The sequence below is a fragment of the Acetobacter sp. KSO5 genome (assembly GCF_044094635.1).
GTDB lineage: Bacteria > Pseudomonadota > Alphaproteobacteria > Acetobacterales > Acetobacteraceae > Acetobacter > Acetobacter cerevisiae.
This window is the reverse complement of record NZ_CP172014.1, coordinates 2,989,550-3,013,964: the sequence shown is the minus strand read 5'-3', so window position 1 is coordinate 3,013,964 and position 24,415 is coordinate 2,989,550. Positions and strand designations below refer to the sequence as shown.

The window sequence follows — 24,415 nt, the reverse complement described above, 5'->3', positions numbered from 1 at the left end:
CTTTCAGGGGACCGGAGGAATGGCGGGCTGGGGCATTTCATCTTCCGTCCAGTCTTCCGCGGCCCAGTTGGCGCGTAGCGTAGTGGCGAGTTCGTCCAGACGGCCTTCCACAATCGCCTCGCGGATCTGGCGCATCAGGCGCTGGTAGTAGGCAATGTTATGCCATGTCAGCAGCATCGGGCCGAGAATTTCATTGGCACGGAACAGGTGGTGCAGATAGGCGCGGCTGTGCCGGGAACAGGCCAGACAGTCGCAGTCAGGAGAAATAGGGCGGGCATCTGTTGCGTGGCGGGCGTTGCGTAGGTTGAGCGTGCCGCGCTCCGTATAGGCGCGGGCGGTGCGTCCGGCGCGGGTGGGCATCACGCAGTCAAACATGTCCACGCCGCGCTGCACGCTGCCCAGCAGGTCATCCGGCGTGCCAACGCCCATCAGATAGCGCGGGGCATTTTGCGGCATGACGGGCACCGTGGTGTCCAGCGTGGCGAACATCAGTTCCTGCCCTTCGCCCACCGCCAGACCGCCAATGGCGTAGCCTTCAAACCCGATATCCGTCAGGGCTTTAACGCTTTCCGCCCGCAGGTCCTGCTCTGTGCCACCCTGCACAATCCCAAACTGGCCATAGCCGGTGCGCTGCACAAAGGCCTCGCGGGAGCGGGCGGCCCAGCGCATGGACATCCGCATGGAGGCGGCAATGGTTTCCGGCGGTGCGGGGAGAGCCGGGCATTCGTCAAAACACATGGTGATAGTGGCATCCAGCGCGTGCTGAATGTCGGTCGAGATTTCCGGTGTCAGCCGATGGTAAGAGCCATCAATGTGGGAACGGAAGGTGACGCCATCCTGATCCAGCTTGCGCAGTGCGCCGAGGGACATCACCTGAAACCCGCCGGAATCAGTCAGGATCGGGCCGGACCAGTCCATAAAACGATGGAGGCCACCCAGCGCACGGATACGTTCCGCACCCGGCCGCAGCATGAGGTGGTAAGTGTTGCCCAGCACAATGCCGGCTCCGGTGGATCGCACGGCATCCATCGTCATGGCCTTGACGGTGCCGACGGTGCCCACCGGCATGAAGGTGGGGGTGGCGACGGGGCCGTGGGCGGTATGCAGCGTCCCTGCGCGGGCAGCGCCGTCCGTGCTTTCACAGGTCCAGTGGAAACGGCTCATGCGGACTCTCCGGTGCGGTGGGCCTCAATAGGGTTGGCGCAGCGCAGCAGGCAGGCGTCCCCGTAGGAATAAAAGCGGTAACCCGTCTGGATGGCATGGGCGTAGGCCGCACGCATCCGCTCTTCCCCCGCAAAGGCGCAGACCAGCATGAACAGGGTCGAGCGCGGCAGGTGGAAGTTGGTCATCAGCATATCGACAGCGCGGAAGCGGTAGCCGGGCCGGATGAAAATGGAGGTGACATCATCAAACGGATGCACAATGCCGTTTTCATCCGCAGCACTTTCCAGCAGGCGCAGGCTGGTGGTGCCGACAGCAATAATGCGGCCTCCGGCCTTGCGCACGGCATTGATGCGATCCGCTGTTTCCGGCGTGATGATACCGCGTTCGGCATGCATATGGTGTTTGGAAATATCATTTTCACGCACAGGCAGGAAGGTGCCTGCGCCGACATGCAGCGTCAGGGTGCAGCGTTCCGCGCCGGTGGCGTCTACGGCTTCCAGCAACGTGGGGGTGAAGTGCAGTCCTGCGGTGGGAGCCGCGACAGCCCCTTTATGCTCGGCAAAAATGGTCGCGTAATCCTTCGCGTCCTGCGCGGTGGGGCCGTGCGGGCGATGGATATACGGGGGCAACGCCAGTGCGCCGACATCCTGCAGGAACGTATCAAACGCAGAGCCTTCGGCGGAAAAACGCAGCACTGCGCCGCCGCCTTCTTCCCGTGCCAGAACGGTGGCGGTGTGGGCGCTGCCGGTAAAGGTCAGGGTATCCCCCACCTTCAGGCGGCGGGCATTGCGCACCAGCACATGCCATGAGGTATCGGGCAGAATCCGGTCCAGCGTAATCCCGATATGCGCTTCACCGCGCAGGCCATGCAGCTGGGCGCGGATGACGGCGGTATCGTTCGCTACCAGCAGATCGCCCGCTTTCAGCAGGCTGGGCAGATCGCTCACATGGCGGTCCATAAAGGGGCCGTGTGGGGGGACATCCAGCAGACGCGCGGCTTCACGCGGTCGGGCTGGCTCCTGCGCGATCAGGGTTTCGGGCAGGTGGAAATCAAAATCTTCGGTGCGGTCGCTCATGTTGAAACGGGTTTACGCAATAGGGTGCAGCGACGCCAGAGGGGAGTGGCGTCTGGAGGGGGCGGAAGGCCGGATAACGCACGTTTTTTCAGGATAAGAAGGCTTGGGGGCGGTGTCTGGCCGGACGCTTACTGTCCTCCGAAACGGCCAGACATGGGTGCTGCGTTCTCTCGCGGGGTTGAAGAAGGCGCTCTGCGGGGCCAGATTTCGCTTTGCAAACAAACCCATATGGAGACCCATTATGTCTTATGCCCTGCTGGATGCTGCCCGTGTTGCCAAAGCGGCCAAGGTTTCTCTGGATGTTCTGAAGACAAACCCGGAAACTACGGAAGCCCACCAGCGTAAAGTGATCATGATTGAACGGATTGAAGCGCTGGCTGCTGCGGCTGCGGATTCTGACGCAGGCAAGGCTGTCACGCTGACATCTGAAGAATTCTGGCTGATCAGCCGCAACTGGTAAGAAAGGCGCACCCATGGCTTTTGTTTTGACAAGTCCCGCGTTTACAGACGGGGCCACTCTGCCGCAGGCTCAGGTTTATAACGGCATGGGGCAGAGGGGGCAGAATTTGTCTCCGGCTCTGGAGTGGAAAAATGCTCCTGAGGGCACCAAAAGCTTTGTGGTGACGACGTATGACCCTGATGCCCCCACCGGGTCCGGCTGGTGGCATTGGGTTGTGACCAATATTCCCGCCAGTGTGACGGCGCTGCCCGAAGGGGCCGGGTCTGGGAAAGGCGGCTTGCCGGAAGGAGCCGTGCAGGTGCGCACCGATTTTGGCGCTCCCGGCTATGGCGGGGCTGCACCTCCTCCGGGTCCGGCGCATCGCTATATTTTCAGTGTCTATGCGCTGGACGTGCCCAAACTGGATATTGCTCCTGATGCCAGCCCGGCCATGGTGGGCTTTATGGTGTACCACCATAAACTGGCCTCAGCCAGCCTGACGGCTCTTTACAGCGGCAAGAAACCCTGACGCCTGCGCGTGATGGCTTAGCGTTCTGTTACGGCATAAAAAACCGGCTGTGCCTGCTTTTGCAGAGGCACAGCCGGTTTTTTGTTTGATGGAAACTTATGGCCAGCAGCCAAATAACATGTCGGATTCTTAAAGGCTGTCAGGCCGTTAAGGCCTCCATGAGCGGCGGCAGATACTGGTCCAGTTTGACCCGTAGCGGCATGAGGTAAGCACATCCCTGATCCTGCGAGAGCTGGCGCAGCACGGACTGGGCAAACTGGATGTTGGCGTCCAGTGTTGGCTCAAAATCCTTGGGGAAGACCACATGGTTGGTGGTTTCCCAGTATGAGCGGGAGCGCGGACCGATAACGGGGGAAAGCCCCCAGAAAACCTGCTCATCCTGCAACCATTCGCGGCAGAGGTCGAACAGCTTCAGGTCAAACACCGGCTGGGTGAAAAACCCTTCTGCGCCAGCGTCTTTCTTGCGGGCAATATCTTCCAGTTCCCGCCAGGGGGCGCGGCGATACGGGTCGAAGGCTGCGTAAATGCGCAGATGCGGCGCTTCCTTCCGGTAGCGACGGATAATGCTTTCCGTGCTGTTGGGATAAGTGCGGTGGGCAAGGTCAGCCGGAGGGTCACCATGCACCACCAGCACTTCCTTCAGCCCCGGCAGGGTGCTGCCGGGGAGGGGAGCGCCGGGGGCGATATCAATGGCCCGCACGTGCGGAACAACTGTGCCAAACTGCGGCATGGTCAGAGCCGCAGCGTCCCAGCTCCGCAGCGGGAAACGCATCAGATCCGGGATATTCAGCGTGTCTGCTGCCGGGAACAGTGTTTTGACACTGGTGACGTCCTGCGCAAGCGCGTCCTCGCTGCGCGGGATCAGTTCAACGGAAAGGCGGGACAGACTCATTCGGATTTCCCCGTTACCAGCAGGCGGGCGGCCATCAGGGTGTTTTTCAGCAGGCAGGCAATGGTCATGGGACCAACACCGCCCGGAACAGGTGTGATGCGACCAGCGACTTTCACGGCTTCATCAAACACTACATCGCCGACCAGACGGGTCTTGCCGGTCTCGGTGGTGACGCGCGTAATGCCCACGTCAATCACGGTGGCACCGGGTTTGATCCAGTCACCATGCACCAGCTCCCGGCAGCCGGTGGCGACAACCAGAATATCACCCTGACGGGCCAGAGCCGCCGTGTCCCGCGTGTGGATATGTGCAATAGAGACCGTGCAGCCTTCTGCCAGCAGCAGCAGAGCAAGCGGTTTGCCCACCAGATTGGAGCAGCCAATCACCACCGCGTGCTTGCCGCGCATATCGCCCAGCTGGTCCCGCAGCAGCAGCAGGCAGCCCAGCGGTGTGCAGGGGATCAGGCTCGGCAGGCCAATGGCCAGACGTCCGGCATTGATTTCCCCCAGACCATCCACATCCTTTTCCGGCTGAATGGCATTGGTCACCCGGCGCGCGTCCAGCCCGTTCGGCAGGGGGAGCTGCACCAGAATACCGTGAATTTCCGGGTCATGGTTAAGCCGCTCAATCAGCGCGAGCAGTTCTTCTTCCGACGTTGTTTCCGGCAGCATGTGCATGAAGGAGCGCATACCGGCGTGGTGCGTCTGAATGGCTTTGTTGCGTACATAGACTTCACTCGCCGGGTCATTGCCTACCAGAATGACGGCCAGACCGGGGGTGACGCCATGCTCGTCATGAAACGTGCGCACATCTTCGCGGATCTGCTGCCGGAGGGTGGCGGCAAAGCCTTTGCCGTCGATGAGGGACGCCTGATGGTCAGACGGAAGGGAGGGGGATGTGCTCATCGTCACTGCTGCGGTCAATCCGGAAAAAGGCGGTTGGAAGACCTGTCTGCCATACGCAAAAAAACGGGCGCCGACAATGGCAGGGCCTGCATGGAGGGCGTGCGGAAGAGGCGGAAAGCTGCCGAATATGAACAGGGTGAATGACGGAGAGGCCGGGAGAGAACTAACGTATAGGGCCGAGCCTCAGGGCTGCCCCGGCTCATCCTTCTTGTAAGGCGAGAAAGTGCTCAGGGCTTCTGCTTCTGCCCGTATGGCTGGGCGTTCTTCCGCCAGAAAAGCGGAAACGGCGGAACGGAGCGACGTGTTTTCCAGCCAGTGGGCAGAATGCGTCAGGCTGGGCACATAGCCCCGCTGAATTTTATGCTCACCCTGTGCTCCGGCTTCTACGCGCTTCAGCCCGTGAGCAATGGCAAAATCAATCGCCCGGTAATAGCACAGCTCAAAATGCAGGAACGGCCAGTCTCCGGTACAGCCCCAGTTACGGCCATAGAGCGTATCGCCCCCGAGCAGATTAAGAGCGGCTGCGACGGGTGTGTCGCCGTGCCGGGCCATCATCAGCACAATCTTGTCGCCCAGCCGTTCGGAGAGCAGGGGGAAGAAGGCTGGTGTGAGGTAGGCGCTGCCCCATTTGCGGTCCACCGTGTTGCGATAGAACGTATAGAAGGCCTGCCAGTCTGCCGGGGTAATCTCATCGCCCCGGAGGGTATGGAAGGTCAGTCCGGCAGCGTTGGCGTCGCGCCGTTCGCGCTTCAGCACCTTGCGTTTGCGGGAGGCGAGGGTGGCCAGAAAATCGTCAAAGCTGCTGTAGCCGTGATTATGCCAGTGATACTGCACCCCAAGGCGGGGTAACCAGCCGCGCTGGCTGAGCAGGTCGCTTTCCTGTTCCTGACAAAAGGTAACATGCGCGGAGGAAAGACCGGTTTCTCCGCAAATCTGGCGCAGGGCATCCGCTAAAACGGCGGCTGTTTCTGGCGGAGCAGAAGGAGCGCACAGCAGGCGCGGGCCGGGGGCTGGTGTGAAGGGGACAGCCACCTGCAATTTTGGGTAATACTGGCCACCTGCGGCCTCAAAAGCACGGGCCCAGCCCTGGTCGAACACATATTCGCCCCAGGAATGGCCTTTCAGATAGGCCGGGCAGACGGCGGCCAGAGTGCCGTCCGGAGCGTGCAGGGTGACATGCCGGGGCAGCCACCCTGTGCGCTGGCAGACAGACCCGCTGTCCTCCAGCGCAGAGAGAAAGGCGTGGCTGACAAACGGATTGTCAGCCCCCGCGCAGGAATCCCACGCGGCGGCATCTATGGCATGAAGGCCGTCATGCAGAGAGACAGACCAGTCAGACATGACGATGCCTCTTCATTCACCCGATTTCAAACAGGCCTTCAACTTCAACCGGGGCATCCAGCGGCAGGGAGGGCACGCCCACGGTGGAGCGGGCATGGCGACCGGCATCACCAAACACGTCAACCGCCAGATCGGACGCGCCGTTCATGACGGAAGCGTGTGCCGTGAAGTCCGGCGTGCAGGCAATAAAGCCACCCAGACGCACGACGCGCTTCACGCGGCTGAGGTCACCTACAGCGGCTTTTACCTGTGCGATCACGTTGATCATGCTGTAGCGCGCTGCTTCCACGGCAGTATCCACAGCAACAGCGCCACCGAGCTTGCCAGTTGCAAACAGCTTGCCATCAGCCAGCGGAAGCTGACCGGAAACAACAAGCAGATTGCCGGTCTGCACGCAGGCCACGTAGTTGGCTACAGGGGCTGCCGGTGTGGGCAGGGTGATGCCGAGGTCTTTCAGGCGGGCTTCAGGCGTGGTGCTCATGAGATGCGAGTCCTTAATTCAAAGGGTTCTGGCAGGCCCGGGCTAGCTGACCAGCCGCAGGCTGCCACGTTTGCGGGGAGCAGGGTCGCTCTCCTGCGCGGGGAAATCAAGCGGCAGAAGCGGGTCCGGGTCCATCTGGCTGTCCTGATGCGGGCCATCGGGCAGCTTTTTATCCAGATACGCATCAGACAAGGCGCGGAATGTGTAGTCCAGCATGGAGGTGGCGTAAGAGGCCACAGGGTCTCCCTCCACCGTGCCGGACGGGCCGAAGCAGGAATAGGCAAAGCTGCTGACATACGCTTCCAGCGGCGCGCCATATTGCAGACCGATACTGACAGCTTCCCCAAAGCTTTCCATCAGGCCTTTGACCATGGAGCTTTCCCGCGTGGGGTTCAGCGCCAGTTCACCCAATGTGCCGTCTTCATACTCACCTGTGCGCAGGAACAGCCTGTGGCCGCCAATGCTGGTTTTCTGGGTAAAGCCGCCGTGCCGCGGAGGCAGGGCGCGGCGCATGCCACGCTCCAGCTTGCGGACCAGCGTCTGCGCAGTCGGGTCAGGCCGGGCGGGCATCCGGTCAATAAAGCCGGTCAGAGCGCGATACATGGCCATATGGGCATTCGGGCCGGGGAGAGGCAGCACAGGTTCTCCAGCCAGTGCGCCGGCGAGTGCTGTTTCTGTCGTAAAGCCGCGGGCGTCCAGTCGGTTGCGCGTGCTGGGGGACAGTCGGCCATCGGGTCGGAGCAGGGAGAAGACCGGGGCCATCCCGCAGGCTTCCACACCCAGAAGTCCATCTACCGCGCTGCATGTAGAAAAGCCGGTTTCCACCGTAGCCAGAGGCGTCTCGGTTGCCACGGCGGCTTCCCGCCACACGGCCCGCAGTGTCTCGCTCAGGCCAGGCAGTACAGTGCGTACGGGCGGCAGCGGCAGGGACTCGGGGCCTGTGCCGGAATGGGCGGTCAGGGTCGCCAGTGTGGCAATGGCGCAGGCGGCGGCGCGGCCATCTTCACTGTCATAATCCAGACCGACTCCGGCCAGGCAGGCATCGAGGTTGGTGAGCATAATGTCACCGGCGATGACGAGCGGGGCGGGCTGTTCGTCACTGTCTTTTGCAGCCGGTTTGGCCGGGGCTTCCGCTTCCGGTGCCGGGGCAAACAAGTCGGGCAGTGGCAGTTCACCATTCCGCTGGTCAGCCGTGGTACGGGCCGCACTGCGCAGAACGGAGGAGAGCAGGCGGATGGCGGCCACAAAGGTCTCAGCCGCAAAGCCCTCGCCGGGAGAGATAAAGGCGGCCAGATTCACCAGAAAGCCGGGGGGGCGATCAAACTCGCAGGACCAGACGGGTTCCGTGGGGGCAGCCTGCCGCAACAGCAGCAGCCACACCAGAGAGCGGGCCGTTGCATCATCCTGCGTCAGTGCATCCACCCAGCGGGAGGCGACGGTAGCAAGGTCCACGGCATGTGTGCCGGGCACAAGCTGGGCCAGAGCGGAAGCTGCGTCTGCATCCCACTCAGCGGGCAGTGTCACGGAGCGAAGGGGCGCATCCGGGTCAGCTGCGGCCTGTAGCGTGCTCATAAGCACGCCGTTCCAATGGCGTCTGGCTCTTGTCATGGGAGAGAGTTTACGCGTGTCCCAAACCCCGGTGGAACCCGTGCCAAGCGCCATTTGCGGTATACAATGCCCGGTATAACGAGGATATGGGGGATAACTTTTCACACGCCCGGTTTTGCTGGCACTCCGGCAGATCTGATCGAGTGGAGTTGATCGCTTATCCCCCAAAAAACATGGACCAGCGGGGCTGTGGAGTCTTATCCTCAGACCCATGGCAAACTTCGGAACATGGCTGCATACCCGTCGCAAAGGTCGCCTGATTGGCAAGGATGGTGACGGTCGATGCTATTACGAATCCACAGGGGCCGCCCGGCGTGGCGGCGGCGTGGACCGGCCCGAACGCTGGGTGATTTATCTGAAGGGGGAAGACCCTTCCGCCGTGCCGCCGGAATGGTGGGGCTGGCTGCATCACACTCTGGATGCGCCCATCCCGCAGGAGGAGCGCAAGCCCTGGCAGTTGCCGCATCAGCCCAACATGACCGGCACCGCGCAGGCCTACCGGCCAGCGGGCAGCCCCTATAAAACCGGCCAGCATCCTCCCGCGACAGGAGATTACGAGTCCTGGTCTCCTGAGGCGTGATCTGAAACGCATTCCCTGCTAAGGTGCGTGTCCAGACAGGGAGTAGACAGGACGCATGGCTTCAGTAACGGCAGTAAAACCCCGGCGCACTTCTATGGAATTGCTGACCGGCGTTCTGGTTCTCGGCCTGCTCGGGCTGATGCTCGTTGCCGCTGTGGTGGGGGAAGGGCGCAAGACCGACACCACCGGATACCGGCTGCATGCCGGTTTTTCCCATATTGACGGACTGGGTGTTGGCTCGGACGTGCGGCTCGCCGGTGTGACCGTAGGGCAGGTGGTTTCCGCGCGTGTGAACCCGCAGACCTTCAAGGCAGAAGTCACCTTTACCGTACGGCCAGACATCAAGCTGCCGACGGACAGTGCTGCCATTATTACCAGTGATAGTCTTCTGGGCGGCAAATACATCGCCCTTTCTCCCGGTGGTGACGACCACATGATGGCGGCTGATGCGACCATCAGCGAGACGCAGGGCGCTATCAGTCTGGAACAGCTCCTCAGCAAATTCATCTTCTCGGTGACTGATACGCTGACCCGCGCGAACAAAGATGCCGCCGGGAGTAAAGCGCCCGCCGCCGGGGATGCAGGCAAGGCCGATCTTCCATGAGCCGTTCTGATCTGACGCTGACTGCCTGAAGAGGACGACCCCGCATGGAAAGCCCCAAACTCTGGCTGCAGGATGATGGGCAGCCTCTCTCCTGTCAGGAAAAATTGCGTGTGCTGGATGAAAACTGGCATGAAGTGCAGGAGATTCTACAGGATGCGTTTGAGGATGCCGTGTTGATGGGTGTGAGTGAGCAGGGGATGCGTGCGCATCTGACCGACCTTGTCGCCTCTCTTCAGTCTCCGCATCAGGGAAACAAAGCATGAGCATGAAGCATTTTTCCCGTCTGGCCCTTCTGGGCGGCATGATGGTTGCAGCGGGTGGCGCCTGGGGCGTTGCAACGCCTCATGCGCAGGCCGTGGGCACACCTCTGGCTCCCCCCGCCGTCTATGGGCAGGGTGTATGGCAGGGCAAGGGAACCGCGGTGGTGCGGGTGCTCGACCGGCTGGACGCGCATGTAGAGATGATTTCGGTCCCGACGGGAACCACAGCGCACTACAAGAGTTTGGATATTAGCGCGGGCCGGTGTCTGGAACGGCCTAAGACACTCTCCCCCGATGCGGCCGGGTGGCTGGAGTTGCATGACACGCATCCTGATGGGGCAACCTTCAAGGGCTGGATGCTGGCCGCAGAGCCGGGTCTGGGTGTGTTTGAAAGCGCTGTGTATGACGTGCGGATGGTGCGGTGTGAGGGGGCGGATGTTGCCCCCATGACGCCTCCGCTTCCAACGCCCGCTGTGCCCGTGCTCACGCCGTCTGCGGGGGACCAGTCTGCACCCACGGGTGATGGGGCTGGCAACGGCGGGAGCCATGCACCGTCTGGTTCTGGCACGCCACCTGCGGGAGATGCTCCTCCCGCATCTCCTGAATTCGGCGGGGAATATTAAGCCGGACGGGCCTGACCGTTCATAACGGTGCGGTCTGTCTTGCTTTTCAGGGGAGTTGTCGGGCCGGACAGGCTCAGGCATCGTTTCATGAAGCAATCGGGCGTCAGCACAGGGGCTGGCTGATCCGATCTGTGGCAAAACAAGACGAGGTGTACGTGATCGGTTCTTCTTCCAGTCAGGAATTTCGCTTTCAGGTTCCCTCTCTGGATCAGGCGGCGTTCCTCCTAGATTTTGACGGCACTCTGGTTGATATCGCCCCCACGCCAGACGCTGTGGTGGTGCCGGAAGGGCTGCCGGAAACTCTGCGCCGCCTGCGTGCGGCCTGTGGGGATGCGCTGGCCATTGTGTCTGGCCGGTCGATTGATCAGATTGATCATTTTCTGGGGGATATCCCGTTTGCCGTGGCCGGTGAGCATGGCATTGCCGTAAGGCATCGCCCCGGAGGCCCGATTGAGCGGGCAGCACTTCCGTCAGTTCCGCAATCATGGTTTGCCGAAGCGCGGGATCTTATTGCCGCCTGGCCCGGTGCACGGCTGGAGCATAAGCCGGGTGGGTTCGTTCTGCATTATCGTGCTGTGCCGGAAGCCGGAGCAGCCCTGCGTGAGGCGGCTGAAAACTGGGTGAAGGGCACCAATGGCACCTTTGAAGTCCAGACGGCAAAAATGGCGTGGGAAGTCCGGCCTGCAGGTGTCGATAAAGGCTATGCCGTCAGCATGCTGATGAAATCTCTCCCCTTTGCTGGCCGGAAGCCAGTTTTTGTGGGCGACGATGTGACGGATGAAGACGGCATGGCCGCAGCAAAGCGTCTTGGCGGTGTTGGTCTGCGTATTCCCATTGATTTTCCAAACCCGACGGCATTTCGTGCGTGGCTTGCTTCTCTGGTTGAAGGGAAGGATTAAGCTATGGGGCGTCTGGTTGTTGTTTCCAATCGTGTTCCTGCGCCGCGGGACCGATTGCAGCCCGCTGGCGGGTTGGCCGTTGCCCTGCGTGCGGCGTTAAAAGAAGGCAGTTGCCTGTGGTTCGGCTGGTCCGGCCAGCAGGTTTCTGAAAAAGAGGGACATGACCCGGAAGTCAGTCTCGATAAGGTGGAGAACGTCACCTACGCTACGATCGACCTGACACATTCGGAATATGACGGGTTTTACCAGAAATATTCCAACGGCATCTTATGGCCGCTCTGCCATTACCGCGCTGGCCTTATGGATTATGACCGGAAAGATCAGGTTATTTACCAGAACGTCAATGAGCTGTTTGCCCGCAAATTGCTGCCGCTTTTGCAGCCGGGTGATCAGATCTGGATTCATGACTATCATCTGTTCCCGCTGGGGCAGGCGCTGCGTGATCTGGGTGTGACAGCCCCCATCGGGTTCTTCCTGCATATTCCGTTCCCGCCATGGAGCCTGATGCGGGCTTTACCGGAAGCTGATGCTCTGCTGCGCGCCATGCAGGCGTACGATGTGATCGGTCTGCAGACGGAGGACGATGCCCGGAACATGAATGACGGGTTCTCCATCGTCGGCGTTAAGGCCAAGGCTGAGGTCTTCCCCATCGGGATTGATCCGGACAGTTTTGCCAAACAGGCTGAAGACGGGTTGAGCAATCCGGACGTACAGCGCCTGAAGGAAAGTCTGCACGGTAAACCATTCATTATTGGGGTGGACCGGCTGGATTATTCCAAAGGCCTGCCGGAGCGCTTCAAAGGGTATGAAATCTTTCTGGAGCGTTACCCTGAGCATAGGGGGAAGGTCGTCTATCTTCAGGTAACACCCGTCTCCCGCGGGAATGTGCCGGAGTATCGCGCCCTGCGGCGGGAGCTGGATGAAGCTGCCGGACGTATTAATGGCACCTATGGTGACTTTGACTGGACGCCCATCCGGTATCTGACGCATCCTGTGCCACGTGCCCTGCTGGCCAGTTTCTACCGACTGGCAGATGCAGCGCTTGTTACCCCTTTGCGGGATGGTATGAATCTGGTCGCCAAGGAATATGTGGCGGCACAGGATAAGGCGAACCCCGGTGTGTTGATTCTCTCGCATTTTGCAGGGGCCGCGCCGGACATGGAGGCAGCTCTGATGGTTAATCCGCATGATGCAGATGATATTGCGGATGCCCTGCACAAAGCTCTGACCATGCCTGATGGGGAGCGGCGTGCGCGGTGGGATCATCTGGAGCCGGACGTCTGGCGCGTTACGGCGGTGACGTGGGCACGTGATTTCATTCAGGCTCTTGGGAAGGCGCGTTTAGCGTGAGATCAGCATTTTCTACCAGAAAAATGGGTCTCTTTCTGGCGCTGGCTGGCGCTTTGGCGCTGGGTGTTGTGTGGTGGGTGGAACATGTTCTGCACATCATGCCCTGTGAGTTGTGTCTGGTTGAGCGCTGGCCCTGGCGCATTCTGATCGTTATTGGCGTGATTGATGTTCTGCTGCCGGGTGCCGCAGGGGGACCTGTGCTGTGGCTCTGTGTGCCGACTCTGCTGGCTTCTATTGGTCTGGCGTTCTGTCATGCCGGGGTGGAGTGGGGGTGGTGGCCCAGCCCATTGCCGGGGTGCCATGCTCCCCATATTACCGGCACCACCATGGCGGAGCGGCTGGCTTCCATGCCGCTGCTGCCTTCCAAACCATGTGACGCCCCGACTTATCTGATTCCGGATCTGCCCTTGTCCATGTCTGTCATGGGTGGGCTGTATGCGGCGGCTGTGCTGGGCGTGTTTGGTGTCTGGCGCTATCGGCTTAGCCGGACTGCCCGTAGAATATTTTACTAAAAGAGAAAAAAAGCTGGAAGCCGCCTGTACATAACATGCAGGCGGCTTTCGGCACGTACCGTGCAGGGTATTCTGTTCCCTGTCGTCATCCTGTGCTAATATTTCCGTAAGCAATGCGGGTTTGTTGGCCCGTTTCGTCTAGATATATAGCCACACTCAAATAGGCAGCCCTGGGAAATTTCAATGACGGCATACGATAAGAATAAGAAGCTAGACTGGAGTGTATTTGATTGTGTCTGGTATAAAGAGAAATACAAAGATGTCCTGAGCTTCTTACAGATTGAGACTGATGAGGCTGTTCAGGAATTTTATAAAAATGATGGTGCCAGCCTTAAGCACTCCCCCAATCCCTATTTTGATGAAGACTGGTATCTGAGCAAATATCCCGCCGTTGCTGAGCAGATCAGCCGGGGGGAGTTTCGGTCTGGGTTTGAGCATTATTGCCAGAAAGGCTTTGCGTCTCATAATCCCCACTGGCTGTTTGACGAAGAGTTTTATCTCAAGCGTCACCCCGATATTTCTGATGTCAGTCTTGCCGAGCAGGGGTTTAGAAACGGGTATGACCATTACCTGAATATTGGGGATTTCCAGTATAGCAGCGGATCATGGTTCTTTGACCCCAATGCCTATCTGAAAGGCGGTCAGGCGACCACAACCGAATTGGGACCGTATTCTCAGTGTGTGCGGGCGACGGTACCTGTTGCTGGTTATGGCCATAGACTGTCCTGGTATTTTGACCCGGAATGGTATCTGGAAACTTATCCGGAAGTGCGTAAGGAGCTGGATGCCAAAGAGTGGACATCCGCCCTGCATCATTATCTGGCTAATAAAACACCAACATTGTTCAATCCTGATCCGTATTTTTCAGAAGAATTTTACGGCAGTGTGAATAACGATGTGTCCGGTGCGGTCGAAAGCAAACATTTTCGCAATTTCTTCGAGCATTTCCTGAAATATGGCGTGCATGAACTGCGTAAGCCGCTCTCCACGGTAGATCTGGAAGGCTATTTCCGGAACCCGGCCGTGCAGCAGGAAGTCAGCCGGGGAGATTATCCGGATGCCTTTGCTCATTACATCGCGCATGGTGGGAAGGTCGAGGATGACGCTGCTTTCCAGAAGGAAAGCGAGCACGTCTCCAAGAAAATCTATCACGAAATGTGCCGGATCCGGATGCCGCTGCTGCTAAATCAGGAGCTGGACTTTACGTACGAATATCCTGATTTTACCGTTATTATTATTGCGCATAACCATTTTGCCATGACGCTGAGCGCCTTGGCGTCTCTGCGGGCCAATTATAATGGCCCGATGCAGGTTATTGTGGTGGATTCCGGCTCAACAGACGGGATGCGTACTATTGAGCAGCATGTGCGTGGGCTGGAAGTTATCCGCTTTCCGGGGAATATCGGGTTCCTGCTTGGCTGTAATGCAGCGCTTGAGAAAGTCCGCGGTCCTTTCACGCTGTATCTGAATAATGATCTCGAGCTGATGCCCGGCGCCATGGGCAACGCACTGGCGCGCCTGCGGAGTGAGCCCAAAACGGGAGCGGTCGGGGCCAAGCTGGTGCGGACCAACGGCATGTTGCAGGAAGCCGGAAGTATTGTGTGGCGGGATGGCTCCGTGTGCGGCTATCTGCGTGACAAGCGCCCGGATGTGCCCGAAGCCAATTTTGTGCGCTCGGTTGATTTCTGCTCCGGTGCGTTCCTGCTGGTCCGCTCCGATCTGCTGAAAAAGCTGGGAGGGTTCGATACGGATTATGCCCCGGCATACTTTGAGGAAACGGATCTGTGTATCCGGATTCATGAAGCCGGATTTGATGTGGTGTATGACCCCTCCATTGTGGTCATTCACTATGAATATGGCACCTCCGGTTTTATCAGCGGTGCGTCCATGATTGCGCGTAATCAGGAAATCTTTCGCAAAAAGCACGGGGCGTATCTGCGGCAGAAAAACCTGTTCCATGAGCGTCTGCTGGTGCGGGCGCGCTCGTCCGCCACGCGGCAGAAGCGGATTCTGTTCATTGAAGATCGCCTGCCGTATCGCTTCCTTGGGTCAGGGTTTACGCGGTCCAATGATGTCATCCGGAGCATGATTGATCTGGGATATCATGTCACGGTGTATCCCGTTTATCGGCCGACTGAACCAATGGAAGAGATTTGCAGCTCCTTCCCGGATCGTGCGGAAGTCATCTGGGATCGGGAATTGCCGGAACTGGAAGACTTCATCAAATCCCGTGCTGGCTATTACGATCTTGTCTGGATTGCCCGCACCCATAATGCGGACCGTCTGGCTCCGGTGCTGATGCAGTGTGCGGACGCCATTTCGTCCCGTGCGGTGATTATTGACACCGAGGCCGTGGCGGCCCCGCGTGAGCATCAGAAGCGTGTTCTGCGTGGCGAGGGGGATCTTGAGCAATCTGTTGAAGAGATGCTCACGCATGAATTCCGTCACCTGTTCATGGCTGAGAAAATTGTTGCCGTGAACAAAAAGGACGCGGAAATCCTCAAAGAGAATGGCTTCCCGAACGTCGGTGTTCTGGGGCATATGCAAAAGGCGCTTCCGCATTCTCCGGGATGGGATGCGCGACGTGATATCCTATTCCTTGGCGCGATGCATGACATTGATTCTCCCAATGTCGACTCTCTGGCATGGTTTAGTAGTCAGGTTCTGCCGCTTCTGGATGGACGTCTGCCGGATGATGTAAAATTCACGGTCTGTGGTTACATCAATCCAAAGGTTGATCTTAAGCCGCTGACGAAAAATCCCCGTGTCAATCTTCTGGGGCGCGTGCCTGATGTTGGCCCTATTTATGGCAGGCACCGGATTTTTGTGGCACCCACGCGCTTTGCGGCTGGTATTCCGTATAAAATTCATGAAGCCGCAGCACATGGTCTTCCCATTGTAGCGTCGTCCATTCTGTGTGAGCAGGTTGGCTGGACGCCGGGTGAGGATATGCTGAGTGTGAGCACAACAGACCCGCAGGCGTTTGCGGATGCCATTGTGCGGCTTTATGAAGATAAGGCGCTCTGGGAAAGCATTCGTGAGCATGAACTTGCCCGCGTGCGGGATGATCATTCGCATCAGAAATATCTGGAACAGCTCAAGGCTCTTCTCAGTTTTTGATAAAATCCTGTTTGTGTTGCGAGACTAAAAACAGGCGAGGGTTTGTGGGGTGTCTTGGTATGGCATCCCACAAAACCCGCATCTGCTCTGGTTAGAGTTTTTTTCTCAGATTTCTCAGAAGAAAAAATCTTTATTATTTCTATAAAGTTCAGTGTGTCTGAGGTGCAGGTATAATTTTCTGCGTCAGCTCAAACAGGCGAGTACAGGCTTTGGGGCCGAGTGTTCTGACCTCATCATAAGAAAGCCAGCGGGCCTCGAGGGCGTCGTCTGCGGCGTGGGGTTCAGTAGGATGTGGGGTGTTTTCCTCACACAAAACCGCAACAATCACATAATGAAAGGCCAGCGTTCCATCTGGTGTGTGATGGAGGCTGTCAAAAACATCAACGGTTTGAAGTGCTTGTGCAGTCAGGCCGGTTTCTTCCCGTAATTCACGCTCGGCTGCCTGAAATAGTGTTTCTCCAGCCTCAACGCGCCCCCCGGGGAAACCCCACAGGCCAGCATCCGGCGCATTGGCCCGGCGTACCAGCAAAACATTCTGGCCGTGCCGGACAAGAGCCAGAACGCCGACACGAGGCATGAAGGACGGAGTTACAGTAGTCATAACCAGAAAATGCAGAAACTTTCCCGCAATGGTCAAGTGTTGCGCGGATTTTACGCGGCAGAACGGGTGCATCCCTGTCGGAACATGGCCGCTTTTCGCAGGTTGAATGCAACACATGGGACGCAGAGCGTTTAAGCTACGTGAACTCTGCCCGGCTGGTTCTGTAACGGGACTGGCGGGGCAGGACAGTTATCTTTGACGTTTCAGGAGTCTGATCATGACGGCAGAAACCCTTACCATTCCGGGGCTGGCCAAGCCCGCATCCCGCATTGCTCTGGGGACATGGGCAATTGGGGGCTCCATGTGGGGTGGCCCGGATGATGTGAATGCCGCCAAAACTATTGAGAAGGCGCTGGATCTGGGCATCAACGTCATTGATACAGCGCCGGTCTATGGTCTGGGGCATTCGGAAGAGGTGATTGGCCGCGCGCTGGAAGGCAAGCGGGATAAGGTCATTCTGGCGACCAAAGTCGCGCTGAACTGGCAGGATGGCAACGTGTTCCGCGATAGCCGCCCGGCCCGGATTGCGCAGGAAATTGAAGACTCTCTGCGTCGCCTGCGCACGGATCATATCGACCTGTATCAGGTGCACTGGCCGGACCCTAAAACCCCGATGGAAGAAACCGCCCGTGCGCTGGAAAAACTGGTGAAGGACGGCAAGGTGCGGGCGCTGGGCGTGAGTAACTTCTCGCCTGCGCAGATGGATGAGTTCCGTAAATTTGCACCGCTGGCCACTATTCAGCCGCCCTATAACCTGTTTGAGCGTGAAATCGAACAGGACGTTCTGCCTTACGCCATCAAGAACAATCTGGTTGTGCTGGCCTACGGGCCGCTGTGCCGCGGGTTGCTGTCTGGCCGTATGACGGCGGACCGCAAGTTTGAAGGTGATGATCTGCGCAAGAGCGATCCTAAATTCCAGCAGCCGCGCTTTGGTCAGTATCTGAAGGCCGTGGAAGAGCTGAAGACCATTGCGGAAAAGCATGGCAAGAGCATGCTGGCTCTCGCCATTCGCTGGGTGCTGGACCGTGGGCCGACCATTGCGCTGTGGGGGGCTAGAAAGCCGGAACAGATCAGCGGTGTGGATGAGGCCTTCGGCTGGAAGCTGGATGAGGCCGACATGAAGGCCATTGATGCCATTCTGGCCCGCGATATTACGGACCCTGTCGGCCCGGAATTCATGGCGCCACCCGCCAGAAGCTGACGCACACTACAAGACCTGTGGTGACCGCAGGGCAGGCGGTCAGGGGGAAGCGTTGACGAAACGCTACGTTTTTTCGCAAGCTTAACCCCCATGAAAAAGCCGCCCGCCCACGCTGACCGGCCTTCCCAACAGGCCACAGTCTGCCAGTTTCCGCTCCAGCAGGTGCTGAACCGGACGCAGGCTGCGGAATATCTGGGTGTGCCAGCGCGCCGGCTGCAGGCGCTGGCGCTGCTGGGCGGCGGACCGGAGCAGGTCCGCCAGTCCGGTGGTGTGGCCCAGTTCCGTAAAGATGATCTTGATCAGTATAGTGCTGAGATGTTCAGCCGGGCTGGCTTGTCCTCTGATGCGTTAAACCGTTATCGCGGCATGCGCGCCGCCAGTGGCTATGCCGGGCGGGATGCCTTCATGGATATGGCCAGCCGGGATGAACTCTCGCAGGCCTGCGCCTACGTAGGGGGCAGGGTGATTATCCTGCTGGGGATGGTGGTGATTGTGCTGTCCCATACGCCCCTGTCTCGTTTTCTGTTTCATATGCAGTAAGGCTTATCCTCTCTCATCTCGTTTGCCTTTGGGAATGAGGCTTGCAGGCTGGTGGGCCGCGCACCATGTTGGAAACCATGGCCACACGTACCGCTCCCGATTCCGCGTCTCGTTCTTCCTCTGCTCCGGCGGCTAAGCGCGGTAAGAAGCGCGGCACGCTGAGTGAGCGGGCTGCCAGCCTGCCGCCTGTCACGTTTGAGCCGGACCGTCAGGCCGCCCGCCCCAAGCTGCGGCGGATGGAAGTTGTTTCAGAATATGAACCGGCGGGTGACCAGCCACAGGCGATTGCTGATCTCCTCAAAGGGATTGAAGAGAACGAGCGGGATCAGGTCCTGCTGGGTGTAACGGGGTCCGGCAAAACCTTCACCATGGCCAAGGTGATTGAAGCCACCCAGAAGCCCACCCTTATTCTGGCCCCCAACAAGACCTTGGCGGCGCAGCTTTACGGGGAAATGAAGCAGTTTTTCCCGAACAATGCCGTCGAATATTTTGTCAGTTATTATGACTATTATCAGCCGGAAGCCTACGTGCCCCGGTCTGATACCTATATTGAAAAAGACAGCCAGATTAACGAACAGATTGACCGGATGCGTCATGCCGCAACGCAGGCGCTGCTGGAACGGAACGATGTGATTATCGTGGCGTCCGTGTCCTGCATTTACGGTATTGGCTCGGTCGAAACCTATTCCCGCATGGTCGTCAAACTGGAGCTGGGTGGAGAGATTGACCGGGATCGTCTGGTGCGCGGGCTGGTCGAGCTGCAATACCGCCGGAATGATGCCGCTTTTACCCGTGGCACCTTTCGTGTGCGGGGTGAGACGGTGGATATTTTCCCCGTGCAGAATGAAGACCGCGCCTGGCGCGTCTCTCTGTTTGGGGATGAGATTGACGGGATTATTGAGTTTGACCCGCTGACTGGTGAAAAGACGGCTGATCTTCAGGAAATTACCATTTACGCCAACAGCCATTATGTGACGCCCCGCCCGACGCTGAAGCAGGCTGTTGTCGGCATCAAGCAGGAACTCCGCCAGCAGCTCGATAAGTTCACCCAGGAAGGCAAGCTGCTGGAAGCCGAGCGGCTGGACCAGCGCACCACGTTTGATCTGGAAATGATTGAAACGACCGGCGTGTGTAAAGGGATTGAGAACTACTCCCGCTATCTGTCAGGCCGCAAACCGGGCGATCCGCCACCGACCCTGTTTGAATATCTGCCGGAAGATGCACTGCTGATTGTGGATGAAAGCCATGTGACCGTGCCGCAGATTGGCGGTATGGAGCGCGGGGATAATGCGCGGAAATCCATTCTGGCCGAGTTCGGCTTCCGCCTGCCATCCTGCCTTGATAATCGCCCGCTGAACTTTGCCGAGTGGGACAAATTCCGCCCACAGAGTGTGTTTGTCAGCGCCACACCCGGTCCGTGGGAAATGGAACGTACAGGCGGCGTGTTTGCCGAGCAGGTGATTCGCCCCACTGGCCTGATTGATCCTGTGACAGATATTCGCCCGGTGGAGCATCAGGTGGATGACCTTCTGGCCGAATGCCGCACGACGGTTGCCAAAGGTGGCCGTGTGCTGGTGACGACGCTGACCAAGCGCATGGCGGAAGATCTGACCGATTATCTGCATGAAGCCGGAATCCGCGTGCGCTATCTCCATTCTGATGTGGATACGCTGGAGCGGATTGAAATTATCCGCGACCTGCGGATTGGCGCGTTTGATGTGCTGATTGGCATCAACCTGCTGCGAGAAGGGCTGGATATTCCCGAATGTTCGCTGGTGGCCATTCTGGATGCGGATAAGGAAGGCTTCCTGCGCTCCCGTACGTCACTCATCCAGACCATTGGCCGCGCCGCCCGTAACGTGGAAGGTCGGGTGCTGCTTTACGCTGACAAGATGACGGACTCTCTGCAATACGCCGTGGAAGAAACGGCCCGCCGGCGTGAAAAGCAGATGGCGTGGAACGAAGCCCACGGTATTACGCCGCAGAGCGTGCGCAAGAATATCGGCGCGATTGTCTCCTCCGTGTTTGAGCAGGATTACGTCACGGTGGCCCCCGATGAAGATACGGGTGTGGCCGAATTTGTCGGGCAGGATCTGGATACGGCGATTGCCGGTCTGGAAAAACGGATGCGTGAAGCCGCCGCGGATCTGGAATTTGAAACAGCAGGCCGCCTGCGGGATGAAATCAAGCGGCTGGAAGCGCTGCAACTGGGGCTGGACGCGCCGCCTGCTCCGGCTTCCACGGCGGGGCAGAAATCGTCTCCGCGCCGTAAACCGAAAAAAGAGCAGGTTCCGCGTCCGCTGGGGCCGGGCGGTGGTGGGTACGAGCCCAAACCCAAACGGGGGCGCAGCCGCAGCAAGGCGTGAGGCTATTTGGCCTCTGCCGGGTGCGGGGCGTCCTGTGCCGTATGGGGCAGGGAGGGAAGTGGCGTATCTTCAGTAGAGGAAGGCAGTTCCGCGTCTGAAAGCCAGCTTTTGACCAGTGTGTAGGTGACGGACAAAATCATCGGGCCGACAAAAATGCCCACCAGACCGAACGCAGCCAGCCCGCCAATCACGCCTACCATAATCAGCACCAGCGGCACATTGGCCTGTTTGCGGATGAGGAAGGGGCGCAGCAGGTTATCAATCACAATGGCAAGGATGGTAAACACGAGCAGCACCACGGCTGAGCCAAGGCCGTGGAAGAAAAACATCCAGATTACTGCGGGAATAAGGGTAACACCCGGCCCGGCCTGAAGCAGGCAGGCAATAAAGGTGATGGCTGTCAGAATACTGGCCCAGGGCACGCCGGTGAGAAACATGCCAAGGCCGCCGACTGCACTTTCAGCCAAGGCTGTGACGGTCACGCCAATGGCGACGCCCCGGATGGTGCGGCCTGCCAGCAGCACCATTTCCCGCCCGCGTTCTCCGGCCAGAGCCGAGCCAAAGTTCATCACCAGATTGGCGGCGGCTTCTCCACGCGTGTGGAGGGCTGCCAGAATAATCAGCGTGAGCAGGAACTGGAGCGCCAGCATGCCGAAGCTGCCCGCATAATCCAGCACCCACCCAATGATCTTGCCGGTATCAGGCAGAATACGGTTGGCCAGTTGTGGCAGACGGACATTTTCAATCTGCTGCCACCAGACGGTTGTTTTGGGGCCGATAAAGGGCAGGTGCTGTAGCCATTCCGGTTCAGACGGAATGCGGAAGGCCAGAGCGGAATCCGCAAGAGTTTTCAGTTCGGCTGTGTGGGTCAGCACTGTGGTGGTCGCCAGCCAGAAGGGCAGGACATAGACCATTATGGCAACAAGGCTGGTCACGGTCACCGCCAGCCCGCGGCTGCCCCACAGAAGTTTCTGGATATGCAGGAGCAGGGGCCACGTGGTGACCCCAATGGTTACGGCCCAGATGGTGGCAGGCAGAAAGGGACGGACCACCCAGAGCGAGCAGAGGATCATCCCGACAGCCGTCATGGCCGCCAGAACGACGCGTGTCTGGCGCGCTGGTGTATCACCGGGGGGAGGGGGGGGTATCGTCATTTCGTCCGTTTCATCCCTGTCTGGGTGCTGTAGAGGTAACGGAGGTCTGCGGGCATGCCAATCATGGACATGACGGAGGCGTCATTTTTTTCTACAAGAGCGTCAGACACTGCCAGAGGGCAGAAAAGAGCGCACCGTTTTTTATGGAAAACAGGGTGCGGGCAATTGAGGACGTAGATGTCAGATCAGATCAACGACAAACCCGCCACCTCTGAGGGGCATAAAGCACGGCGTGGCGCAGGCTTCTGGGCATTATGGGGCGGTGTGGGGGCTGTAGCCCTGATTGCTGCTTCCGGCGGCGCTGGCTGGATTTTTCTCAACAAGGTTGATCTCGGAGGCTTTGTGGCGCGGCGCGCAACGGCTGCTCTGGGGCGGACCGTGCAGGTCGGCAGTCTGCATGTCACACCGGGCCGCTGGCTGAAGGTTGAGATTGCCAATGCGCGTCTGGCCAATATTCCCGGAGGCACCGGGTCGGATATGGTGCGGGTGGGGCGTCTGGCGGCGGAGGTCAAAGCTTCATCCCTGCTGCACGGCCCGATGCTGGTGCGGCATGTGGCGATTTCTGATGTGTATGTGATGGTGGAGCGCACGCCGCAGCGCCTGCCCAACTGGCGTTTTGGCAAGCAGGCTGAGGCCGGAGCAAAGCCTGCGGCCAGCCACCCGTCAGCCGGGCCGGATGACCGGAGCAGTTACCCGACGGCGCTTGATGTTGCCGTTCAGAATGGGGAGGTCATTTACCGCACCGCCCATGGCTCGGAATTCCGCACGACGCTGAAAACCGTCACTCTGCAGACGGATGGCGCGGACAAGCCCGTCCATCTGGCGGTTGATGGCGCGTATAATGATACGCCGGTGACCATGACAGCCACCATGCAGCCCTTCTCCATCCTGCGGCAGACCAAAACGCCCTACGGGATTGATATGGAGGCGAAGTCCGGGGACATGACCATCACGTTCAAAGGGACGGCAACAGACCCGATCAACGCAGATGGCATCAAGGGCGTTGTCACCTTCAACAGCCCGACCTCCCGCCCGATGATGCAGATTGCCGGCCTGCCTGCCCAGCCGGATATCGCCATGCAGATGTCCGGCCAGTTTGAGCATGAGGGCGATCTGTGGAGCGTCACGCAGGGCAAGGGGATGGTCAAGGATAACCCCATGACCATTACGCTCATGCGGCTTGTGGAAGGGGACCACGGCAAACCGGACCATGTGACGGCAGATATTGCTTTCAGCCAGCTAAACCTGAATGAATTTCTGAGCCACCAGAAATCAGTCAATCCGTCCGAAACCGATATTCCGCTGACGGTTGATTCTGCGCCGGACCCGCTGATTGATGCGCATCTGTCGGTCAAACAGCTGTCTTATAACGTGTTGCACTTCTCAAACATGACACTGGCGGCCTCGGTCAAACCCGGTACGGTGGCGGTGGATATGCTGGCGCTTGATTATCTGGGGGCCAGTCTGAAGGCATCCGGTAAGATTGAAGGTGCGGACAAAGGCGCGGCGCATGTGGGGGCTGCCGTGAACGTTTCCGGTGCGGATATTGAAAAACTGCGTCAGGCACTGGGTTTTGGTCCCGTTCCCATTGCAGGCCGGGTGGACATGCAGATGCGGGCCGATGCCACTCAGAAGACGCTGAACGCCGCCGTGCATGCAGCCGATGTGGCGGCTGCTGTGTCCATGACCAATGGCAGTCTGGACCGAAAGGTGATTGGACTTGTCTCTGCTGATTTGCGGATGCTGTTCAACAAACCAAAGGGCATGACGCCGGTGTCCTGCATGCTGGGGGTGGTCAGTTCTCGCGGCGGGGTCGGGCAGGCGCTGCCTCTGCGTATCCGCACAGGGGATGGGACTGTGGCGGCCAATGCCCGCTTTGACCTGAACAGAAAATGGTTTGATCTGACATTTGGTAGTCAGGCTTCCACCACGGGGCGTTTTGCGCTGGATATTCCGGTGCGGGTCAGCGGCAGTTTCAGCAGCCCGATGGTGCGTCCGGCCAGCTGGTCTGCCGAGGGGCGGGCCATGATGGCCCAGACAGACCGCCTGAATGTGCTGCCCGCCGGGGTGAAGGAATTTGCCCTGAAGAACGCCTGTTACCGGGTTGTGGGGAAGTAAGTGGCTGCGGCAGGGCTTGTTCCTGCCGCACTTCCCTTCTACCGTCCGTCTG

At 59.1% G+C, this 24,415-nt stretch carries 23 protein-coding genes; 14 read left to right on the top strand and 9 right to left on the bottom strand.

What is annotated here, in order from left to right:
- Positions 1–3: 3 nt before the first annotated feature.
- Both tgt and queA read right to left on the bottom strand, forming a co-directional pair.
- The gene (gene tgt / locus ACHQGU_RS13620; RefSeq protein ID WP_215754627.1) at positions 4–1,164 is read right to left on the bottom strand and encodes a tRNA guanosine(34) transglycosylase Tgt; all 1,161 of its coding nucleotides are present in this window, start codon (positions 1,162–1,164) and stop codon (positions 4–6) included.
- Positions 1,161–2,240, bottom strand: a complete 1,080-nt coding sequence (gene queA / locus ACHQGU_RS13615) for a tRNA preQ1(34) S-adenosylmethionine ribosyltransferase-isomerase QueA (RefSeq protein ID WP_395495364.1) — start codon at positions 2,238–2,240, stop codon at positions 1,161–1,163. The genes tgt and queA overlap by 4 nt, the downstream gene beginning before the upstream one ends.
- A 241-nt stretch (positions 2,241–2,481) precedes the next feature.
- Here queA and ACHQGU_RS13610 point away from each other — a divergent pair, with 241 nt between their 5' ends.
- Both ACHQGU_RS13610 and ACHQGU_RS13605 read left to right on the top strand, forming a co-directional pair.
- On the top strand, positions 2,482–2,700 hold the full coding sequence (locus ACHQGU_RS13610) for a hypothetical protein (RefSeq protein WP_043551339.1): 219 nt from the start codon (positions 2,482–2,484) through the stop codon (positions 2,698–2,700).
- 13 nt (positions 2,701–2,713) lie between these two features.
- Positions 2,714–3,208 carry a kinase inhibitor gene (locus ACHQGU_RS13605; protein WP_395495363.1) on the top strand — a complete coding sequence of 165 codons (495 nt, stop codon included), beginning with the start codon at positions 2,714–2,716 and terminating at the stop codon, positions 3,206–3,208.
- Positions 3,209–3,347: 139 nt separating this feature from the next.
- Here ACHQGU_RS13605 and ACHQGU_RS13600 read toward each other — a convergent pair whose 3' ends face one another.
- The 5 genes from ACHQGU_RS13600 to ACHQGU_RS13580 all read right to left on the bottom strand — a co-directional run bounded on the left by ACHQGU_RS13600 (position 3,348) and on the right by ACHQGU_RS13580 (position 8,435).
- Positions 3,348–4,100: a methylenetetrahydrofolate reductase gene (locus tag ACHQGU_RS13600; protein ID WP_395495362.1), complete on the bottom strand. Its 753-nt coding sequence runs from the start codon at positions 4,098–4,100 to the stop codon at positions 3,348–3,350.
- Complete coding sequence (locus ACHQGU_RS13595; RefSeq protein ID WP_156102551.1) at positions 4,097–5,005, bottom strand: bifunctional methylenetetrahydrofolate dehydrogenase/methenyltetrahydrofolate cyclohydrolase; 909 nt, start codon at positions 5,003–5,005, stop codon at positions 4,097–4,099. Before ACHQGU_RS13595 ends, ACHQGU_RS13600 begins: the two co-directional genes overlap by 4 nt.
- Positions 5,006–5,188: 183 nt before the next feature.
- Positions 5,189–6,346 carry a GNAT family N-acetyltransferase gene (locus ACHQGU_RS13590; RefSeq protein WP_395495361.1) on the bottom strand — a complete coding sequence of 386 codons (1,158 nt, stop codon included), beginning with the start codon at positions 6,344–6,346 and terminating at the stop codon, positions 5,189–5,191.
- 16 nt (positions 6,347–6,362) lie between these two features.
- The gene (locus ACHQGU_RS13585) at positions 6,363–6,827 is read right to left on the bottom strand and encodes a RidA family protein (RefSeq protein ID WP_062248913.1); all 465 of its coding nucleotides are present in this window, start codon (positions 6,825–6,827) and stop codon (positions 6,363–6,365) included.
- A gap of 42 nt (positions 6,828–6,869) precedes the next feature.
- Positions 6,870–8,435, bottom strand: coding sequence for a vitamin B12-dependent ribonucleotide reductase (locus ACHQGU_RS13580; protein ID WP_062273620.1), 1,566 nt, complete (start codon positions 8,433–8,435; stop codon positions 6,870–6,872).
- A 211-nt stretch (positions 8,436–8,646) separates the two neighbouring features.
- Here ACHQGU_RS13580 and ACHQGU_RS13575 point away from each other — a divergent pair, with 211 nt between their 5' ends.
- The 8 genes from ACHQGU_RS13575 (at position 8,647) to ACHQGU_RS13540 (ending at position 16,383) form a co-directional block, all read left to right on the top strand.
- Positions 8,647–9,015, top strand: coding sequence for an NADH-ubiquinone oxidoreductase subunit NDUFA12 family protein (locus ACHQGU_RS13575; RefSeq protein ID WP_062248897.1), 369 nt, complete (start codon positions 8,647–8,649; stop codon positions 9,013–9,015).
- Between the two features lie 55 nt (positions 9,016–9,070).
- The gene (mlaD, locus tag ACHQGU_RS13570; protein WP_253557819.1) at positions 9,071–9,619 is read left to right on the top strand and encodes an outer membrane lipid asymmetry maintenance protein MlaD; all 549 of its coding nucleotides are present in this window, start codon (positions 9,071–9,073) and stop codon (positions 9,617–9,619) included.
- A 44-nt stretch (positions 9,620–9,663) separates the two neighbouring features.
- Positions 9,664–9,882: a hypothetical protein gene (locus ACHQGU_RS13565; RefSeq protein WP_395495360.1), complete on the top strand. Its 219-nt coding sequence runs from the start codon at positions 9,664–9,666 to the stop codon at positions 9,880–9,882.
- Positions 9,879–10,502, top strand: coding sequence for a DUF2155 domain-containing protein (locus tag ACHQGU_RS13560; RefSeq protein ID WP_395495359.1), 624 nt, complete (start codon positions 9,879–9,881; stop codon positions 10,500–10,502). The genes ACHQGU_RS13565 and ACHQGU_RS13560 overlap by 4 nt, the downstream gene beginning before the upstream one ends.
- Before the next feature lie 155 nt (positions 10,503–10,657).
- Positions 10,658–11,401: a trehalose-phosphatase gene (gene otsB / locus ACHQGU_RS13555; protein WP_062273541.1), complete on the top strand. Its 744-nt coding sequence runs from the start codon at positions 10,658–10,660 to the stop codon at positions 11,399–11,401.
- A gap of 3 nt (positions 11,402–11,404) precedes the next feature.
- Positions 11,405–12,751 (top strand): trehalose-6-phosphate synthase, encoded by a 1,347-nt coding sequence (locus ACHQGU_RS13550; protein WP_062144274.1) that lies wholly within the window; start codon positions 11,405–11,407, stop codon positions 12,749–12,751.
- Positions 12,752–12,774: 23 nt separating this feature from the next.
- Entirely contained in the window at positions 12,775–13,263 is a 489-nt protein-coding gene (locus tag ACHQGU_RS13545) for a disulfide bond formation protein B (protein WP_395495358.1), read from the top strand.
- A 183-nt stretch (positions 13,264–13,446) separates the two neighbouring features.
- Positions 13,447–16,383, top strand: coding sequence for a glycosyltransferase (locus ACHQGU_RS13540; RefSeq protein WP_395495357.1), 2,937 nt, complete (start codon positions 13,447–13,449; stop codon positions 16,381–16,383).
- 148 nt (positions 16,384–16,531) lie between these two features.
- Here ACHQGU_RS13540 and ACHQGU_RS13535 read toward each other — a convergent pair whose 3' ends face one another.
- On the bottom strand, positions 16,532–16,984 hold the full coding sequence (locus ACHQGU_RS13535; protein ID WP_395495356.1) for an NUDIX hydrolase: 453 nt from the start codon (positions 16,982–16,984) through the stop codon (positions 16,532–16,534).
- A gap of 217 nt (positions 16,985–17,201) precedes the next feature.
- Between ACHQGU_RS13535 and ACHQGU_RS13530 the strand changes: the two genes are divergently transcribed.
- The 3 genes from ACHQGU_RS13530 to uvrB all read left to right on the top strand — a co-directional run bounded on the left by ACHQGU_RS13530 (position 17,202) and on the right by uvrB (position 21,091).
- On the top strand, positions 17,202–18,185 hold the full coding sequence (locus ACHQGU_RS13530) for an aldo/keto reductase (protein ID WP_395495355.1): 984 nt from the start codon (positions 17,202–17,204) through the stop codon (positions 18,183–18,185).
- Between the two features lie 90 nt (positions 18,186–18,275).
- Positions 18,276–18,725 (top strand): hypothetical protein, encoded by a 450-nt coding sequence (locus ACHQGU_RS13525; RefSeq protein ID WP_395495354.1) that lies wholly within the window; start codon positions 18,276–18,278, stop codon positions 18,723–18,725.
- A gap of 77 nt (positions 18,726–18,802) precedes the next feature.
- Complete coding sequence (gene uvrB, locus ACHQGU_RS13520) at positions 18,803–21,091, top strand: excinuclease ABC subunit UvrB (protein ID WP_395495353.1); 2,289 nt, start codon at positions 18,803–18,805, stop codon at positions 21,089–21,091.
- Between the two features lie 2 nt (positions 21,092–21,093).
- Here the strand turns inward: uvrB and ACHQGU_RS13515 are convergent, their stop codons facing one another.
- A complete protein-coding gene (locus tag ACHQGU_RS13515; protein ID WP_395495352.1) occupies positions 21,094–22,245 on the bottom strand; it encodes an AI-2E family transporter in 1,152 nt (383 codons plus the stop codon).
- A gap of 177 nt (positions 22,246–22,422) precedes the next feature.
- Here ACHQGU_RS13515 and ACHQGU_RS13510 point away from each other — a divergent pair, with 177 nt between their 5' ends.
- Positions 22,423–24,363, top strand: coding sequence for an AsmA-like C-terminal region-containing protein (locus ACHQGU_RS13510; RefSeq protein ID WP_395495351.1), 1,941 nt, complete (start codon positions 22,423–22,425; stop codon positions 24,361–24,363).
- Positions 24,364–24,415: the final 52 nt, after the last annotated feature.

Coding starts and splice junctions, on each gene's coding strand:
- mlaD (WP_253557819.1), top strand. CDS start 9,071: ATGGCTTCAGTAACGGCAGTAAAACCCCGGCGCACTTCTATGGAATTG.
- ACHQGU_RS13535 (WP_395495356.1), bottom strand. CDS start 16,984: ATGACTACTGTAACTCCGTCCTTCATGCCTCGTGTCGGCGTTCTGGCT.
- ACHQGU_RS13610 (WP_043551339.1), top strand. CDS start 2,482: ATGTCTTATGCCCTGCTGGATGCTGCCCGTGTTGCCAAAGCGGCCAAG.
- ACHQGU_RS13590 (WP_395495361.1), bottom strand. CDS start 6,346: ATGTCTGACTGGTCTGTCTCTCTGCATGACGGCCTTCATGCCATAGAT.
- ACHQGU_RS13595 (WP_156102551.1), bottom strand. CDS start 5,005: ATGAGCACATCCCCCTCCCTTCCGTCTGACCATCAGGCGTCCCTCATC.
- ACHQGU_RS13550 (WP_062144274.1), top strand. CDS start 11,405: ATGGGGCGTCTGGTTGTTGTTTCCAATCGTGTTCCTGCGCCGCGGGAC.
- ACHQGU_RS13575 (WP_062248897.1), top strand. CDS start 8,647: ATGGCAAACTTCGGAACATGGCTGCATACCCGTCGCAAAGGTCGCCTG.
- ACHQGU_RS13510 (WP_395495351.1), top strand. CDS start 22,423: ATGTCAGATCAGATCAACGACAAACCCGCCACCTCTGAGGGGCATAAA.
- ACHQGU_RS13525 (WP_395495354.1), top strand. CDS start 18,276: ATGAAAAAGCCGCCCGCCCACGCTGACCGGCCTTCCCAACAGGCCACA.
- ACHQGU_RS13515 (WP_395495352.1), bottom strand. CDS start 22,245: ATGACGATACCCCCCCCTCCCCCCGGTGATACACCAGCGCGCCAGACA.
- ACHQGU_RS13540 (WP_395495357.1), top strand. CDS start 13,447: ATGACGGCATACGATAAGAATAAGAAGCTAGACTGGAGTGTATTTGAT.
- ACHQGU_RS13565 (WP_395495360.1), top strand. CDS start 9,664: ATGGAAAGCCCCAAACTCTGGCTGCAGGATGATGGGCAGCCTCTCTCC.
- queA (WP_395495364.1), bottom strand. CDS start 2,240: ATGAGCGACCGCACCGAAGATTTTGATTTCCACCTGCCCGAAACCCTG.
- uvrB (WP_395495353.1), top strand. CDS start 18,803: ATGGCCACACGTACCGCTCCCGATTCCGCGTCTCGTTCTTCCTCTGCT.
- ACHQGU_RS13545 (WP_395495358.1), top strand. CDS start 12,775: ATGGGTCTCTTTCTGGCGCTGGCTGGCGCTTTGGCGCTGGGTGTTGTG.
- ACHQGU_RS13580 (WP_062273620.1), bottom strand. CDS start 8,435: ATGACAAGAGCCAGACGCCATTGGAACGGCGTGCTTATGAGCACGCTA.
- ACHQGU_RS13585 (WP_062248913.1), bottom strand. CDS start 6,827: ATGAGCACCACGCCTGAAGCCCGCCTGAAAGACCTCGGCATCACCCTG.
- ACHQGU_RS13530 (WP_395495355.1), top strand. CDS start 17,202: ATGACGGCAGAAACCCTTACCATTCCGGGGCTGGCCAAGCCCGCATCC.
- ACHQGU_RS13560 (WP_395495359.1), top strand. CDS start 9,879: ATGAGCATGAAGCATTTTTCCCGTCTGGCCCTTCTGGGCGGCATGATG.
- tgt (WP_215754627.1), bottom strand. CDS start 1,164: ATGAGCCGTTTCCACTGGACCTGTGAAAGCACGGACGGCGCTGCCCGC.
- ACHQGU_RS13605 (WP_395495363.1), top strand. CDS start 2,714: ATGGCTTTTGTTTTGACAAGTCCCGCGTTTACAGACGGGGCCACTCTG.
- ACHQGU_RS13600 (WP_395495362.1), bottom strand. CDS start 4,100: ATGAGTCTGTCCCGCCTTTCCGTTGAACTGATCCCGCGCAGCGAGGAC.